Raw genomic sequence first — 14,661 nt, forward strand, 5'->3', positions numbered from 1 at the left:
CTACCCTGAACAGAGCCTAGTAGGTCAACGAGCTTGTCCAAAATAGGTAAAAAATCATCTTCCAGATGCGCTGAACCTGAAGAAAACGACCCTTTCTCTTCAACTCGTATAATAATTTTGCGCCCTTGAGTTTCTAATTCGATTAATTCTTCTGAAATTTCTTTCTCTAGAAAAGACGCAATTTCGAGAGCCTGATCTTCTGCTTCCTCAGCAGCCTTAGTGACAGTAGAAACCAATAATTGTTGCAGCTCTAGCATTTCCCTATCATTTTCATCCAATGCATCGGTACATTCATGTGCAGCCTCACGCGGTGTTGATTGATCGCACATCAACTCTAAACTTTGCTCGTTGGGATTAGTCGTTTGTTGCATGACTGTCCGAATGGGCGTTGGCTCTGGTTTTCCCGGCGCGAACTCTAGTGCTACCACACTGGTGCCAGTAGGGACTTGATTCACTTCGACTTGTTTCTGAACACCAAATGCTTCACGCATGGAGCCAGCAAGACGCTTAAACTTCAAAACATCCATTTCAGCAAACGATAGAAGCAATACAAAGAAACACATGAGCAGAGACATTAAGTCTGCAAAGGTTCCCATCCAAGCAGGAAGCCCCGGTTTGCATTCTTCGCACTCATGTTCTTGATCAGACATGTGCGCGTTAACCTGTTTCTGCTTCAGTTTCACGCGCACCTTCGGGAAGGTAATTACGCAACATCATTTCTATTACTCGAGGATTTTGGCCAGCCTGAATCGCCATCACCGCATCAATCGACATGCTCTTGATAAGATTCTCTTCTGTCATCCTAAGTTTTAGCTTGTCAGCGAAAGGTATGGCTACCATGTTAGCAAGCATTGCGCCGTAAAGTGTGGTTAACAAGGCAACAGCCATTGCTGGACCGATGGATTTAGGGTCATCCATGTTCGATAGCATTGCGACAAGACCTATTAAAGTACCGATCATGCCCATCGCCGGCGCTACATCTCCTAAAGCTTCCCAAACTCGGGCGCCCGTTTTGTGGCGCTCTAAGGTCTGCGCTTTATCTTTACTCAATAACGAACGCACAACATCTGCATCATGCCCGTCTATCAACAAGCCAATCCCTCTTTTCAAGAAGTTGTTGTCCATCTCTTTGCCTTCCAAAGCGAGCAAACCACCTTTACGGGCTTCTTCAGCCAACTCTTTGATCACACCGATTAACTCTTCCGGTGAATCAAGCTTAAACATAAAGGCCTTTGCCACGGTTTTCACTGCACCTAAAAATTGTGCGAGAGAAAATTTCATTAAGCACACGAGTAGTGAGCCAACTAACACAATTAGTACAGAAGGAATGTCGAAAAACATCCCTACAGAGCCACCCAACACCATTGCAAAAGCAATAATGGCGAATCCTCCGATTAATCCTATTAGGGTTGCGAGATCCAAATGAAGAACCCTCTTCTCTCATATATGGTTGATATTTCAGTTATTGCAGGGCGAAATTAGGTTCAACGAGGAACAATGAATCGTTATACTTAAACCCAGCTTTAAAGTTGTGAATACACGCCAGTTTGCATACTTGTTATTTATGAATTTGAGCACTTAAAAAGTGTAGTCACTAAACTTTTTTTTTCACATTGGAATATGTGATTTTCCACAAACTTGGATCGGACGGAGATATACGCCAGCATGTCGATAAACGAAGACAACGCACTCAATGATTTCGAACAATCTCTTGCACAGCTAGAAGCTATTGTCGATAAAATGGAGAAGGGCGAACTATCTCTCGAGCAATCGTTAGAAGCGTTTGAAGAAGGCGTTAAATTAACTCGAAACTGCCAACAAACTTTGCGAAAAGCAGAACAACGAGTACATGAGCTACTTGACGATAATGGCGAATTAAGCACTAAACCATTTACCTCTGATCATGACGGCGACTCTGCCTAGTAAGCTTCTCTATGGAACAGCCTATCTTTTTTAGTCACTATCGTGATCTGATTGACCGTGCGCTCTCGCAATTTATTGAAGACCTAAGTGGCAAAGACACTGAATTGCATAAAGCCATGCATTATAGCGTTGTACTAGGCGGTAAGCGCGTTCGCCCACTACTTACGATCACTACTGCAAAAGCCCTCAATTGCTCTAGAGAAAGTGCATTGCATGCCGCATGTGCGATCGAATTGATTCATGCGTACTCATTAATTCACGACGACCTACCTGCCATGGACGATGATGCATTACGTAGGGGACAGCCGACTTGCCATATCGCATTTAACGAGGCTACAGCCATTCTTGCCGGCGATGCTCTCCAGGCGCTGGCGTTTGAATTAGTTTCATCAAACTCCTGCCCTCAAGATAACGCAACAAAACTTAAGCTGATTCAAACACTCGCAAAAGCAAGCGGTGCTGAAGGAATGGTACTTGGTCAAGCAATTGACCTAGACTCGGTAGGCAAAGCACTGTCATTAAAACAGCTTGAAGTCATGCATCATCACAAAACTGGCAAGCTGATTAGCGCTGCAGTGGAACTGGGCGCACTGTGTGCTGAGGCATCTGAAAAAGAATTGGCCGCCTTGGCAGATTTCTCTCGAGCGCTAGGACTGGCATTTCAAGTTCAAGATGACATCTTGGATGTGACGGGCAATACCGAAACAATTGGTAAAACGTCCGGTGCAGACGAGGCACTAAACAAACCTACTTACGTTTCCCTGCTAGGTCTTGAAGGCGCTAGAGAGAAGCTAGAAGGTCTGCACAAAGATTGCCTATCTAGCCTCAATCGCTTAAACGACCGTGATATTGACGAACTGAGAGAAATTGCAGATTACGTCATTAGACGCATTCATTAAGCGAAGAAGAAAAAGCCTTGAAAAATAGACTTTCTGATATACTCGAACCCCAAGCGAAACCATAACAGCGAACCAGATGTACGATCTTCATACTTTTAACGACATCCCAACAGAGCGACCGTCTACGCCCTTGCTCGATAAGATCGAATCTCCGCACCAGTTGCGACTGCTATCTGCAGAGCAGATGGAAAAGTTATGCTACGAATTGCGGCACTTCTTACTTTATAGCGTAGGACAATCAGGCGGGCATTTTGGGGCAGGATTAGGAGTCGTTGAACTGACAGCTGCCTTGCACTATGTGTTCAACACGCCGGAAGATCGCATAGTATGGGACGTGGGTCACCAAGCTTATCCTCACAAAATTCTGACAGGCCGCCGAGACGCTATGCCTCGCATTCGTCAGCAGGATGGTCCAGCTGCTTTTCCAACGCGATCGGAAAGTGAGTACGACACGTTTGGAGTTGGCCACTCGAGCACTTCCATCAGTGCCGCACTTGGCATGGCTTTAGCAGCAAAACACAAAGGTGAGAATCGTAGAGCAATTGCAGTCATCGGAGACGGCGCGTTAACCGCTGGCATGGCGTTTGAAGCACTTGCCCACGCAGGCGACATTTATCCTAACCTGCTCGTCATTCTTAACGACAATGACATGTCGATCTCCAACAATGTTGGCGGCTTAAAAAATCACTTAGCACAAATCCTTTCAAGCAAGGCATACAATCAAGTACGTGACGGTAGTAAGCGTGTATTGAGCGGCACACCGAGCCTTCGTGAATTTGCTCGTAAAACCGAGGAGCATGTCAAAGGTCTAATGGCCCCAAGCACCTTGTTTGAAGAACTAGGCTTCAACTATATTGGCCCAATTGATGGCCATGACCTGCCACTACTAATTCAAACACTTGATAACATGAACCACATGAGCGGCCCTCAGTTCCTGCATGTTGTCACGAAAAAAGGGCGTGGATTCGCTCCTGCCGAATCCGATCCTATTGGCTACCATGCAATCAACAAAATCGAAGCCAAGCAAGCCAACCAAAACATCGCAACTGCCAAGAAAAAGCCGAGCTACTCAAATATCTTTGGTCAATGGATTTGTGATGCAGCAAAAGCTGATCAACGCATCATTGGGATCACACCAGCAATGAAAGAGGGATCAGACCTTGTATCTTTTGCCGAACAATTTCCCGAACGCTATTACGATGTCGCTATTGCTGAACAGCATGCGGTTACACTAGCTGCTGGCATGGCATGTGAAGGGCTGAAGCCCGTTGTTGCGATTTACTCTACATTCTTACAACGTGCTTATGACCAACTTGTCCATGATGTTGCTGTACAGAACCTAGACGTTACCTTTGCAGTTGATCGTGCAGGATTAGTTGGTGCTGATGGCGCAACTCATGCAGGCGCGTTTGATCTGTCTTTCATGCGCTGTATACCAAACATGCTCATTATGGCGCCATCAAATGAGCAAGAGTGTCGACTCATGCTACAAACCGGACTCGAATTTGAAGGCCCGGCAGCGATTCGCTACCCACGCGGCACAGGGCCGGGCATCGAAATAATTAAAGCGCTGGAATCACTCGAAATTGGTAAAGCTCGCCAAGTTAAGACTGGCCATCGAGTCGCTATTTTATCTTTTGGCGCCTTGCTTGAACGAGCTAAAGAAGTAGGCGATAAGCTGAATGCCAGCGTCATCGATATGCGTTTTGTGAAACCATTAGATGAAGATATGATTTTATCCCTATGCAAGGATCATGAATTACTTGTGACGTTGGAAGAAAATGTGATCGCAGGTGGTGCCGGCGCTGGCGTCTCAGAGTTTCTATCGAGAAACGGAATCAACACCCAAACATTACACTTGGGCTTGCCTGACGAGTTTGTAGATCATGGTAAGCCGGAAGACTTACTCGCACAATGCGGATTGGATGCCAAAGGCATAGAAGAAAGTATTAAACAGAAGCTAGATGCGCTTTAAATCCCAAACCTGAAAGCAAAACGCGCCATAAAATGTGGCGCGCAAACAAAAATTCAGGCTTTTATTAAGCTAGATAAAACACCATAGACACGCACTAGTCATCGTCTTGATGCGTTTTCAACCAGTGCCCTAACTTACTCGCCTTCGTATTTAAGTAACCATCGTTATGAGGATTGCGTCCAACCTCTAAAGGCACACGCTCAACAACGTCAATACCAGCTTCAGTAAGCGCCTTTACCTTCCGTGGATTGTTGGTCATTAGTTTTAGTGACTGAACGCCAAGATGCTTCAGCATAGGGCCGCAAATACTGTAATCGCGCAAATCTGCTTCAAAACCAAGCTGCTCATTTGCTTCTACCGTATCCGCACCTTGATCTTGCAAATGGTACGCTCGAATCTTATTCAAAAGACCTATACCACGGCCTTCTTGACGCAAGTACATCAGCACACCGCGCCCTTCGTTTGCGATACTTTGGAGTGCCTGTTCTAACTGGTAGCCGCAATCACAGCGCATACTAAACAAACCATCACCAGTTAAGCACTCTGAGTGGGTTCGACCTAAAACGGGCTCTCCATTACCGACATCACCAAGACTCAAAATAACGTGTTCTTGCCCTGATTCAATCTCTTCAAAACCATGCATATCAAACACAGCAAAAGGTGTTGGCAAACGACAACTTTCTACAAAACGAATGCTCACAAACAGTCCTCTAAAAAAATCGCCGCGGATTGTAGCACAAAAAACACTCTAGCTTGCAGCAAGTTCTAACCGCCTGTCGCATTCATGAAGCGTAAAATTTGAGGATCATAGTTAAGATCAAAATGATGACGTTCAGGTTTGAGATCTAAAGCCTTAATGATGGCAGTTTTCAAGGCGTCAATATCTCCGTTTGTTTGTCTAATCACCTGCTTCAGATCTGCAGAATGCTCATTACCAAGACACAACAATAGTCGACCTTCAGCCGTCACGCGAACACGATTACAGGCTGAGCAAAAGTTATTACTATGCGGAGAGATAAAACCAATTTTTGAGGAACTTCCAAGGACTTGCACATATCGCGAAGGACCATCAGTCGCCGAATTATCAACTTGCTCACTTAAAGGGTAATGACTCGCAATAATCTGTTTGAGCTCATCACTACTCACGAACTCTTCTTTACGTGAATGCTCGCTGATTGCACCTAAGGGCATCTCTTCAATAAAACTCAGATGAAGCCCCTCTTTTACAGCGAAATCTACGAGAGGAATGACCTCATCAACGTTCCTACCTTTAAGTATGACTGCATTGAGCTTTATATTGTCGAAACCCGTTTTTTTTGCGGCCTGAATGCCGTCAAGCACTGTTTGCAAATCACCTGTACGAGTAAGTTTTTTAAATTTATCGGGATCTAAGCTATCCAGACTAATGTTCAACCGGCCTAGACCCGCTTCTCTTAATTCAGGAGCCAAACGCGCCAACTGAGAGCCGTTGGTAGTCATGACTAATTCTTGCAAACCATCGATCGACGCGATGTTTTTGCATAATTCCACGACACCACTGCGAACAAGGGGCTCTCCACCTGTTAAACGGATCTTCTGAACGCCAAGCTCAACAAACGCACGCGCAAGAAGGTGCATTTCTTCAAGACTCAAGACTTCACTGCGTGGAACAAATGTCATCTCTTCATCCATGCAGTAAACACAGCGAAAATCACAACGGTCAGTAACTGACAAACGCAAATAGTTAATCTTTCGTCCAAAAGGATCAACTAGCGCTGTATTCGTTTGATTAGTCTGAGTCATAGATTGTCTCTAGTTTCGAACCGTCGTGTGTTTTAATGCCATTACTGGCAGTGCATTTAATTGTCTGCGTAGTAACTGCCGCTCTTACCGCCATGCTTTTCTAACAATCGAACGCCATTAACTTGCATCGCTTTATCAACAGCTTTACACATGTCATAAACAGTCAGCGCAGCAACGCTAACAGCTGTCAACGCTTCCATCTCAACACCTGTCTGCGCATTCAACTTACATGTACTAACAATGCGTAAGCGCGCCGAATCGTTGACGTCTTGCGGCTCAAAATCAATGCTCACAGCACTTAAATTTAAACCATGGCACAAGGGGACAAGTTCAGAACACTTTTTAGCTGCCATAATACCTGCAACTCGGCACACTGCTAACACATCGCCCTTTTCAATCTGATCACTCAATATCAATGATAAGGTTGAAGGCTTCATGTCAACATAAGCCTCTGCAATAGCAATACGTCCAGTTATTGCCTTCCCCGACACATCAACCATATGCGCATTACCTGATTCATTGACATGCGTTAGTTTATTTTCCATTAACGCGTTCCCTCTATAATCGTTTGCCATGTACTGATACCAGCAATGCCCTGTCCGCCAGCACGAATTACCTCACCCAATTGCTCATCTCTCATTCCGCCAAGCGCATACACGGGAATATTGCACCCCTCTAACAAGGCTTCAAAATTAGCTAACCCTAATGGTTCTGCATCTGGGTGTGATTGTGTCCGTTGAACCGGCGACAATAGAGCATAGTTTGCACCAACACTCTCTGCCAATGCTAATTCAGATTTTGAATGGCATGAAACACCAAACAAATATGGAAGGCTATAGCCCTCATGCTTAGCCTGCCGCGCCTGCTCCGCGTTCAAATGCCAAGCATCTCCAGGAAGAGAAGCCATGACTCTTAACGTTCTATTCCACACCAAACGAACATTTGGAAATTGTTGGTATAGCTTGCTAGCCCACGAAATATAAAGCTCATCGTTAAGATGATGTTGTCGCAACTGTATAAGATCAAAACCCTTGGATTCTGCTTGTGATAGATGTGAAGCTAGATCTTCATAGCAATCAAATTGAGGCGTAATAAGATAACGACGCCCCAAACAAACCGCATCAATAATCGGCTTGTTCGCTTCTGGGAAATCTAAGTCTGAAAGAGCGGTTGGAGACACCCATTGCAAAGGCTGGCCTTCACACCCACGCGCATCTCCTTCAAAGCCATCAACATTCCAAACATCGAGGAAAACGTGCTTTTCGCTATAGTCGTGACGAATTTGAATTAAAGGAGAGATATCAGACCTGATATCTATTCCAAGCTCTTCGTTTAATTCTCGCTTAAGAGCTTGTTGAACCGTCTCGTAAGATTCGACTTTCCCGCCGGGAAATTCCCAGAGGCCGCCTTGATGAGCATCGTCAGCACGCTTACTGATCAAGATATTAGCACCGTGCTTTGAGGGTTGCCGAATTACCGCAACCGCGACATGAACACGTTTAGTGCCCGACATACCTTAGGTTCTATATTCCGCGTTGATAGTGACGTATTGATGAGACAAGTCAGTTGTCCATACTGTCTCATTAACTATTCCTCGGTTCAGAACAAGTCTGATAAGAATCTCTTCTTCATCCATGATCGCTTGTCCTTTCTCTTCAGAATAACTCTGAGCACGCCCCCCATTCTCAACCAACATTACGTCACCCAAATAAATCTGGACCTTATCAAGATCCAAGTTATCAATAGGCGCACGTCCTAACGCGGCCAAAATACGTCCCCAGTTTGGATCACTCGCAAACAGGGCGGTTTTAACGAGAGGAGAATGAGCAATGGTATAGGCTAAATCGAGAGCTTCATTAGCACTGTTCGCCTGCTCAACCTGAATAGTGACAAACTTAGTAGCACCTTCGCCATCGCGAACAATCGCGTGAGCAAGTTCAAGATAGATATCTGACAAAGCAGTTTTGAAGGATACGTAATCAGCATCGTTTTTTGATATTTCAACATCCATCGCTTGGCCAGTCGCAATCAACATACAAGCATCATTTGTCGAAGTATCACCATCAATAGTAATGCGATTGAAAGACCGATCCGCCAACTCAGAAGAAAGTTCGTTTAAGAGATCTTGCGGAAGCTTAGCGTCTGTCGAGATAAAACAAAGCATCGTCGCCATATTCGGCTTAATCATGCCAGCGCCTTTGCTAATACCGTTAATGGTCACGGTTTTGCCAGCATATTCTAGCTGAACAGAAGCGCCTTTTGGGCGCGTATCTGTTGTCATAATGCCAAGGCCTGCATCATGCCAAGCCTTATCATTCAAAGCGTTTTTTAATGATGGCGCAGCGGTACAAATTCGATCTTCAGCAAGCTTTTCACCAATCACACCTGTCGAAAATGGCAGTACCTGCTCAGCACTATAAGAAAACTGTTCGGCAATTGCTTCACAACATGCCTGCGCATCAATAAAACCTTGCTCACCTGTGCCCGCGTTCGCGTTACCTGTATTGATTAAAAGGCTAAATGGCTGGTCTTGCTGCTGAATAATCGATAAGTGCTTTTTAGCGATATGAACCGGCGCTGCACAAAATGCATTCTTGGTGAACACACCTGCAACACGAGAACCCGCTTCAGCAGAAAATAGAACGAGATCTTTTCGATCTGCGTATCTGACACCCGCTTCAACCACACCAATCTTTAGCCCTTTGATTGGAGGCATTTCAGGAAAAAAATCAGCACCTACAGCCATAACACTTCCTCAACAACTTAAGACGTAATGCGGCCGTGGCATTGCTTATATTTTTTACCTGAACCACATGGGCAAGGTTCGTTCCGACCAACTTTACGGCCATCACGCGTCATAGGCTCAGCCTTAGACTCTTCAGATTGATTTGATTCCTCTTCCGAACCAGGAGCAGCATCATGCTGCGTTTGTGCTGCACCTAATTGACGAGCAAGCTCTTCGCGACGCTGACGCTCAATCTCAGCAAGCTCTTCTTCGGACTGAATACGAACATGACTTGTTACCTTTACAACCTCATGCTTCAAGCGCCCAAGCATATCTTGGAACATCTCAAATGCTTCACGCTTATACTCTTGCTTAGGATTCTTTTGCGCATAGCTACGTAAATGAATGCCTTGGCGTAAGTGGTCCATTGACGCCAAATGTTCTTTCCATAAAGTATCAAGAATATGTAAAAAGACCTGCTTTTCAAAAGCACGCATTGACTCTGAGCCAGCGGTCCCTTCTTTTTCTTTGTACTTAGCAACAACCGCTTCAAGAATCTTCTCTCGCAATGGTTCTTCGTGCAGATTGTCATCAGCCTTCAACCATTCTTGCACGGGTAACTCGATTGCAAATTCCGCTTTCAAGGCTTGTTCAAGACCAGGAATATTCCACATGTCTTCGATACTTTGCGGTGGAATAAAATCACTCACAACCTCGTTCACGATCTCTTCACGAACCGCGCCGACGATATCACTAATATCATCGCGGGCCATTACCTCGTTACGCTGCTCATAGACAACTGTACGCTGATCGTTAGCAACATCATCATATTCAAGAAGCGCTTTACGAATATCAAAGTTACGCCCTTCGACTTTACGTTGCGCCTTCTCAATCGCGTTACTAACCATCTTATGTTCAATCGCTTCGCCCTTATCCATACCTAATGCTTGCATGATGTTTCGAACACGATCTGAAGCAAACAAACGCATTAAGTTATCTTCTAAAGACAAGAAGAAACGCGTACTACCTGGATCACCCTGACGACCAGCACGACCACGTAACTGATTATCGATACGGCGAGATTCGTGTCGCTCAGTACCAAGTATGTGTAAACCACCAGCCTCTTTCACGGCTTCGTTACGTGCTTTCCACTCTACTTTAATCTTTTCAATTTTTGCGTCATCAGGGTTTTTGAGCGCTTTGACTTCAGCTTCCCAGTTACCACCAAGAACGATATCGGTACCACGGCCCGCCATGTTGGTCGCTATCGTGACCGTACCTGGAAGACCTGCTTGCGCAACGATCTGAGCTTCTTGAGCGTGATGCTTTGCGTTCAGAACGCTATGTTTAATACCTGCTTTTTTCAGCAAACCTGACAAATATTCAGACGACTCAATACTCGCTGTGCCAACAAGTACTGGGCGTTGGGCTGCAACAACTGCTTTAACTTCATCAATAATTGCTTGGAATTTTTCTTCCTGCGTTAAATAAACAAGATCGTTATGATCAATACGAGCAATAGTTTTATTCGTTGGAATAACAACCACGTCTAGCCCGTATATTTGATTAAATTCGTACGCTTCGGTATCCGCCGTACCAGTCATACCAGCAAGCTTGTCGTAAATACGGAAGAAGTTCTGGAAGGTAGTAGATGCGAGAGTTTGGCTCTCTGCTTGAATCGCTAAGCCTTCTTTCGCCTCAATCGCCTGATGAAGCCCTTCGCCCCATCGACGACCTGCCATCGTACGGCCGGTATGTTCATCGATAATCACGATTTGCTTGTCTTGAATGATGTAATCAACATCTTTGTGATACAGATGTTGGGCACGTAATGCCGATGAAGTGTGATGAAGCAGAACAAGGTTACCAGGCGCATAAAGGCTATCACCTTCTTGCAACAAGCCGTGCTCAATAAACACTGATTCTAGATAACTTAAACCAGATTCAGTGAGTTCAGCACTCTTCGCTTTTTCATCAAGAATGAAGTGACCGTCATCTAACGGCTTCCCATCTTCACCGACTTCCGCTTTCTTCAATAGCGGGATGATTCCTTTAATTGCTTTGTATAGCTTTGAGCTGTCCTGGGCAGGGCCTGAAATAACAAGAGGTGTTCTCGCCTCATCGATAAGGATCGAGTCAACCTCATCAACAATCGCGAAGTTTAAACCACGCTGCGCTTTTGTTTCGGCACTAAACGCCATGTTATCGCGCAAATAGTCAAACCCAAATTCGTTGTTAGTCCCATAGGTGATATCACACTGATAAGCTGCTTTCTTTTCTGCAGGCTCTTGACCGCCATATACAACCCCAACACTTAAACCTAAGAAGTTATATAGAGGTTCCATCCACTTAGAGTCACGTTTTGCTAAGTAGTCGTTAACCGTTACAACATGCACGCCTTCGCCAGAAAGAGCATTCAAATACACAGGCAAGGTCGCTACTAGCGTTTTACCTTCACCTGTACGCATCTCAGCAATTTTCCCCTGATGGAGTGTCATGCCGCCAATCAGCTGCACATCAAAATGACGCATTTGCATGACACGCTTACCGGCTTCACGAGCAACTGCAAACGCTTCAGGCAAAAGCTTGTCTAGTAATTCACCGTTAGCTACCCGCTCCTTAAACTCGGTAGTTTTCGCTTTAAGCGCATCATCACTCAATGACGACATGGATTCTTCTAGTGCGTTGATTTGAGCAACGACTTTGCCCATGCGTTTAAGCTCACGCTTATTCTTACTTCCGAAAAGCTTGGTTAGTGCCGATGAAAACATAAGATTCTACTGTGTTATTAATTCGTATTATGGATATTTGAAGATATAGATGTGAGGCCAAGTTTATTAAACTCAAGGCGAAATACATCTCGGCTATCGCACCGAGCATTCTAAGGTATAAAGAGGGATAGGCAAACCCTTCGAGGGCTATGTGCTAATTAAGTCATGTTTATTGTTGATTTAGATTTTACTAACCACGATTTGCACGATGAATAAATTTCTTAGGATTCTCTGTGCGGCCATTTTTCAACACTTCGTAATGCACATGTGGACCAGTTGAACGACCGGTACTTCCCATCTTAGCAATCACTTGGCCTTTCTCGATAACCTCGCCAACACTAACCAGTAACTCTTTACAGTGTGCATAGCGTGTCGAGTAACCATTACCATGATTCACTTCAACTAAGTTGCCATAACCGTATCGATCGCCTGACCAAGTCACCACACCAGCAGCAACAGAAATGATATCGCTGCCGTCCTTCCCTGCGAAATCAACACCCGCATGCCAAGTCCGCTTTCCAGTAAAGGGGTCACTACGATAACCATAAGGGGAAGACATCCAGCCCCACTTGATTGGACGACCAGCAATAAACACCTGGTTTGCGATATCCTTTTGCTGGAATAGCTGTTCCATAATCGCTAGTTGCTGCTCGCGATCAGAAATGGTTTGAGAGAGGTTTGACAGCTCTGTTTCAAAACCTTGAACTGTATAGGACTCGGAATATTCGCTTGGGATAGGGCCACCAACAGAAGGTTGTGACTCAAAGTCGAATTCACCACTTTTCAGTTTACCAACATCCGTTAAACGCTGACCTAAGGCATCTAATCGATAAAGCCTCGCCTGCATATCACCCATTTTAAGAGTTAATGCATCCAATCGTTGACGACTTTGCTCCTGCAATTGCTTTAACTCAGCCTTCTGTTCGGCAAGTGTTGCAGCCCAAGCTGCTTTGACGCGTGCATCCACAAGCCCGTCTCGCTCCCCATAATAGCTATGTGCGAGATAGAGGCCTGAACCAAAGAGCGCTAAAGCAAATAGACAGAACCCTGCACCCAACATCGCCACCGAACCTGACCCAAGCTTCAGGCTTCGCGATTGACCATGGCGCTTTCCAACAATAATAATATCCATGCTAAGAAATAATTGCTTAAACTTAATGCTGAAAGTATAACCTGTAGCCGACAGGATACCTAACTTCAATAGAATTAAATCAATGCCTTATAAACCGCAACCCACACATAAACGCCTCAGCGATGTATTGAGTCACGAGCGTACATTTAAAAAATCGCGGGCATTGAAGCAAATACTTGCCCAAGCGTCGCACCATGACTCCATCGAAGATCGTTTAGATGAATGCTTGCCAGAATTATTACGAGGCGAGTTGATTGTTGCAGGAATCGAAGACCAGTGTTTGATTTTGCATTGTCGCTCAGCAGCGATTGCAACACGCTTTCGCTTTGAGCAAGACAAAACACTTAAAGCACTTCAAATGCGTGTTGGTGCCTCGAGAGTTCAAAGCATTAAAATACAAATAAGACCGTTTACGAAAAAGAAAACGTCTAACAAGATGGTGAAGTTGAAAGATCGACCAGAACTTAAGAACAAGACCACTGAACAGCGGCTAGATGAGGCATTAGAGCGACTAAATAGTCGCTCTAATTAATGGAAAGTTAAGCGGCAAGCACCGGTTTCATGTAGGAGATAGGAGCCGTGCTCGCGTCTTCATAAGTTTGAACTTCCCACGCATCAGTTTCTTTAATCAACTTGCGTAGCAATTTATTGTTCAAGTCATGCCCTGACTTATTACCAATAAATTCGCCGATTAAGCTATTACCAAGTAAATAAAGATCACCGATCGCATCAAGTATTTTATGCTTAACGAACTCATCGTCATAACGCAAACCGTCTTCGTTAAGAACACCGTCATCGTCTACAACGATCGCATTATCAACACTACCTCCGAGAGCAAGATTCATAGAACGTAAGCGTTCAATATCTTGCATAAATCCGAAAGTTCTAGCTCGACTTACTTCTTTCACAAAAGATGTGCTAGAGAAATCGATGCTCGCTTGCTGACTACGCGTTTTGAAAACTGGGTGGTCAAAGTCGATAGAAAAACCAACCTTAAAGCCCTCGAAAGGAACAAAGGTCGCTACCTTGCCATCTTCTTCAACCGTAACTTCACGAGTAATGCGAATAAACTTCTTCGCAGCATCTTGTTCTTGAATTCCGGCGGACTGAATCAAGAAAACAAAAGGCCCCGCGGAGCCATCCATAATAGGCACTTCTTCTGAGCTCAATTCGATACGACAATTATCGATACCGAGGCCAGCCATCGCTGATAGCAAATGCTCTACCGTTGCTACTTTTACGCCATTTTTAACTAGCGTAGTAGATAGCATGGTCTCACCAACATTCTCTGCGCGAGCGACTATTTCCACATTTGGTTCCAGATCCGTGCGGATGAAAACAATGCCAGAGTCGATCGGTGCGGGCTTCAAGGTCAAATATACCTTCTTACCTGAATGCAAGCCCACGCCCGTTGCGCGAATAGTGTTTTTGAGTGTGCGTTGTCTAATCATATG

The 14,661-nt window shown here is 44.9% G+C and carries 14 protein-coding genes; 4 read left to right on the forward strand and 10 right to left on the reverse strand.

All coding sequences use genetic code 11. The features are described from left to right. The coding region (locus tag A3738_RS15280; RefSeq protein ID WP_304440109.1) for a flagellar motor protein MotB at positions 1–650 on the reverse strand (650 nt) is incomplete at its 3' end. Positions 651–657: 7 nt separating this feature from the next. Beyond that, positions 658–1,422: a flagellar motor protein PomA gene (pomA, locus tag A3738_RS15285; RefSeq protein ID WP_068477404.1), complete on the reverse strand. Its 765-nt coding sequence runs from the start codon at positions 1,420–1,422 to the stop codon at positions 658–660. A 243-nt stretch (positions 1,423–1,665) separates the two neighbouring features. Here pomA and A3738_RS15290 point away from each other — a divergent pair, with 243 nt between their 5' ends. The 3 genes from A3738_RS15290 to dxs all read left to right on the forward strand — a co-directional run bounded on the left by A3738_RS15290 (position 1,666) and on the right by dxs (position 4,797). Further along, positions 1,666–1,923 carry an exodeoxyribonuclease VII small subunit gene (locus tag A3738_RS15290; RefSeq protein ID WP_068477406.1) on the forward strand — a complete coding sequence of 86 codons (258 nt, stop codon included), beginning with the start codon at positions 1,666–1,668 and terminating at the stop codon, positions 1,921–1,923. Positions 1,924–1,934: 11 nt separating this feature from the next. Beyond that, positions 1,935–2,822 carry a polyprenyl synthetase family protein gene (locus A3738_RS15295; protein ID WP_068477408.1) on the forward strand — a complete coding sequence of 296 codons (888 nt, stop codon included), beginning with the start codon at positions 1,935–1,937 and terminating at the stop codon, positions 2,820–2,822. Between the two features lie 76 nt (positions 2,823–2,898). Next, positions 2,899–4,797 carry a 1-deoxy-D-xylulose-5-phosphate synthase gene (gene dxs, locus A3738_RS15300; RefSeq protein ID WP_068477410.1) on the forward strand — a complete coding sequence of 633 codons (1,899 nt, stop codon included), beginning with the start codon at positions 2,899–2,901 and terminating at the stop codon, positions 4,795–4,797. Positions 4,798–4,891: 94 nt separating this feature from the next. Here dxs and ribA read toward each other — a convergent pair whose 3' ends face one another. The 7 genes from ribA to A3738_RS15335 all read right to left on the reverse strand — a co-directional run bounded on the left by ribA (position 4,892) and on the right by A3738_RS15335 (position 13,207). Further along, positions 4,892–5,497 carry a GTP cyclohydrolase II gene (ribA, locus tag A3738_RS15305; protein ID WP_068477412.1) on the reverse strand — a complete coding sequence of 202 codons (606 nt, stop codon included), beginning with the start codon at positions 5,495–5,497 and terminating at the stop codon, positions 4,892–4,894. A gap of 65 nt (positions 5,498–5,562) precedes the next feature. Beyond that, entirely contained in the window at positions 5,563–6,579 is a 1,017-nt protein-coding gene (gene moaA / locus A3738_RS15310) for a GTP 3',8-cyclase MoaA (protein WP_068477414.1), read from the reverse strand. A 56-nt stretch (positions 6,580–6,635) separates the two neighbouring features. Beyond that, positions 6,636–7,124 (reverse strand): cyclic pyranopterin monophosphate synthase MoaC, encoded by a 489-nt coding sequence (gene moaC / locus A3738_RS15315; protein ID WP_068473122.1) that lies wholly within the window; start codon positions 7,122–7,124, stop codon positions 6,636–6,638. Next, the gene (locus A3738_RS15320; protein ID WP_068474672.1) at positions 7,124–8,092 is read right to left on the reverse strand and encodes a Nudix family hydrolase; all 969 of its coding nucleotides are present in this window, start codon (positions 8,090–8,092) and stop codon (positions 7,124–7,126) included. The genes moaC and A3738_RS15320 overlap by 1 nt, the downstream gene beginning before the upstream one ends. Before the next feature lie 3 nt (positions 8,093–8,095). Then, on the reverse strand, positions 8,096–9,325 hold the full coding sequence (gene argJ / locus A3738_RS15325) for a bifunctional glutamate N-acetyltransferase/amino-acid acetyltransferase ArgJ (RefSeq protein WP_068477416.1): 1,230 nt from the start codon (positions 9,323–9,325) through the stop codon (positions 8,096–8,098). A 17-nt stretch (positions 9,326–9,342) separates the two neighbouring features. Continuing rightward, the gene (secA, locus tag A3738_RS15330; RefSeq protein WP_068477418.1) at positions 9,343–12,075 is read right to left on the reverse strand and encodes a preprotein translocase subunit SecA; all 2,733 of its coding nucleotides are present in this window, start codon (positions 12,073–12,075) and stop codon (positions 9,343–9,345) included. A gap of 190 nt (positions 12,076–12,265) precedes the next feature. Beyond that, a complete protein-coding gene (locus tag A3738_RS15335) occupies positions 12,266–13,207 on the reverse strand; it encodes a M23 family metallopeptidase (RefSeq protein ID WP_068477420.1) in 942 nt (313 codons plus the stop codon). An 82-nt stretch (positions 13,208–13,289) separates the two neighbouring features. On the opposite strand from A3738_RS15335, the gene A3738_RS15340 reads away from it, so the two are divergent. Beyond that, positions 13,290–13,739 (forward strand): DciA family protein, encoded by a 450-nt coding sequence (locus A3738_RS15340; protein ID WP_068477422.1) that lies wholly within the window; start codon positions 13,290–13,292, stop codon positions 13,737–13,739. Between the two features lie 7 nt (positions 13,740–13,746). Here the strand turns inward: A3738_RS15340 and lpxC are convergent, their stop codons facing one another. After that, on the reverse strand, positions 13,747–14,658 hold the full coding sequence (gene lpxC / locus A3738_RS15345) for a UDP-3-O-acyl-N-acetylglucosamine deacetylase (RefSeq protein ID WP_068477424.1): 912 nt from the start codon (positions 14,656–14,658) through the stop codon (positions 13,747–13,749). Positions 14,659–14,661: the final 3 nt, after the last annotated feature.

This window comes from Oleiphilus sp. HI0066 (genome assembly GCF_001635725.1).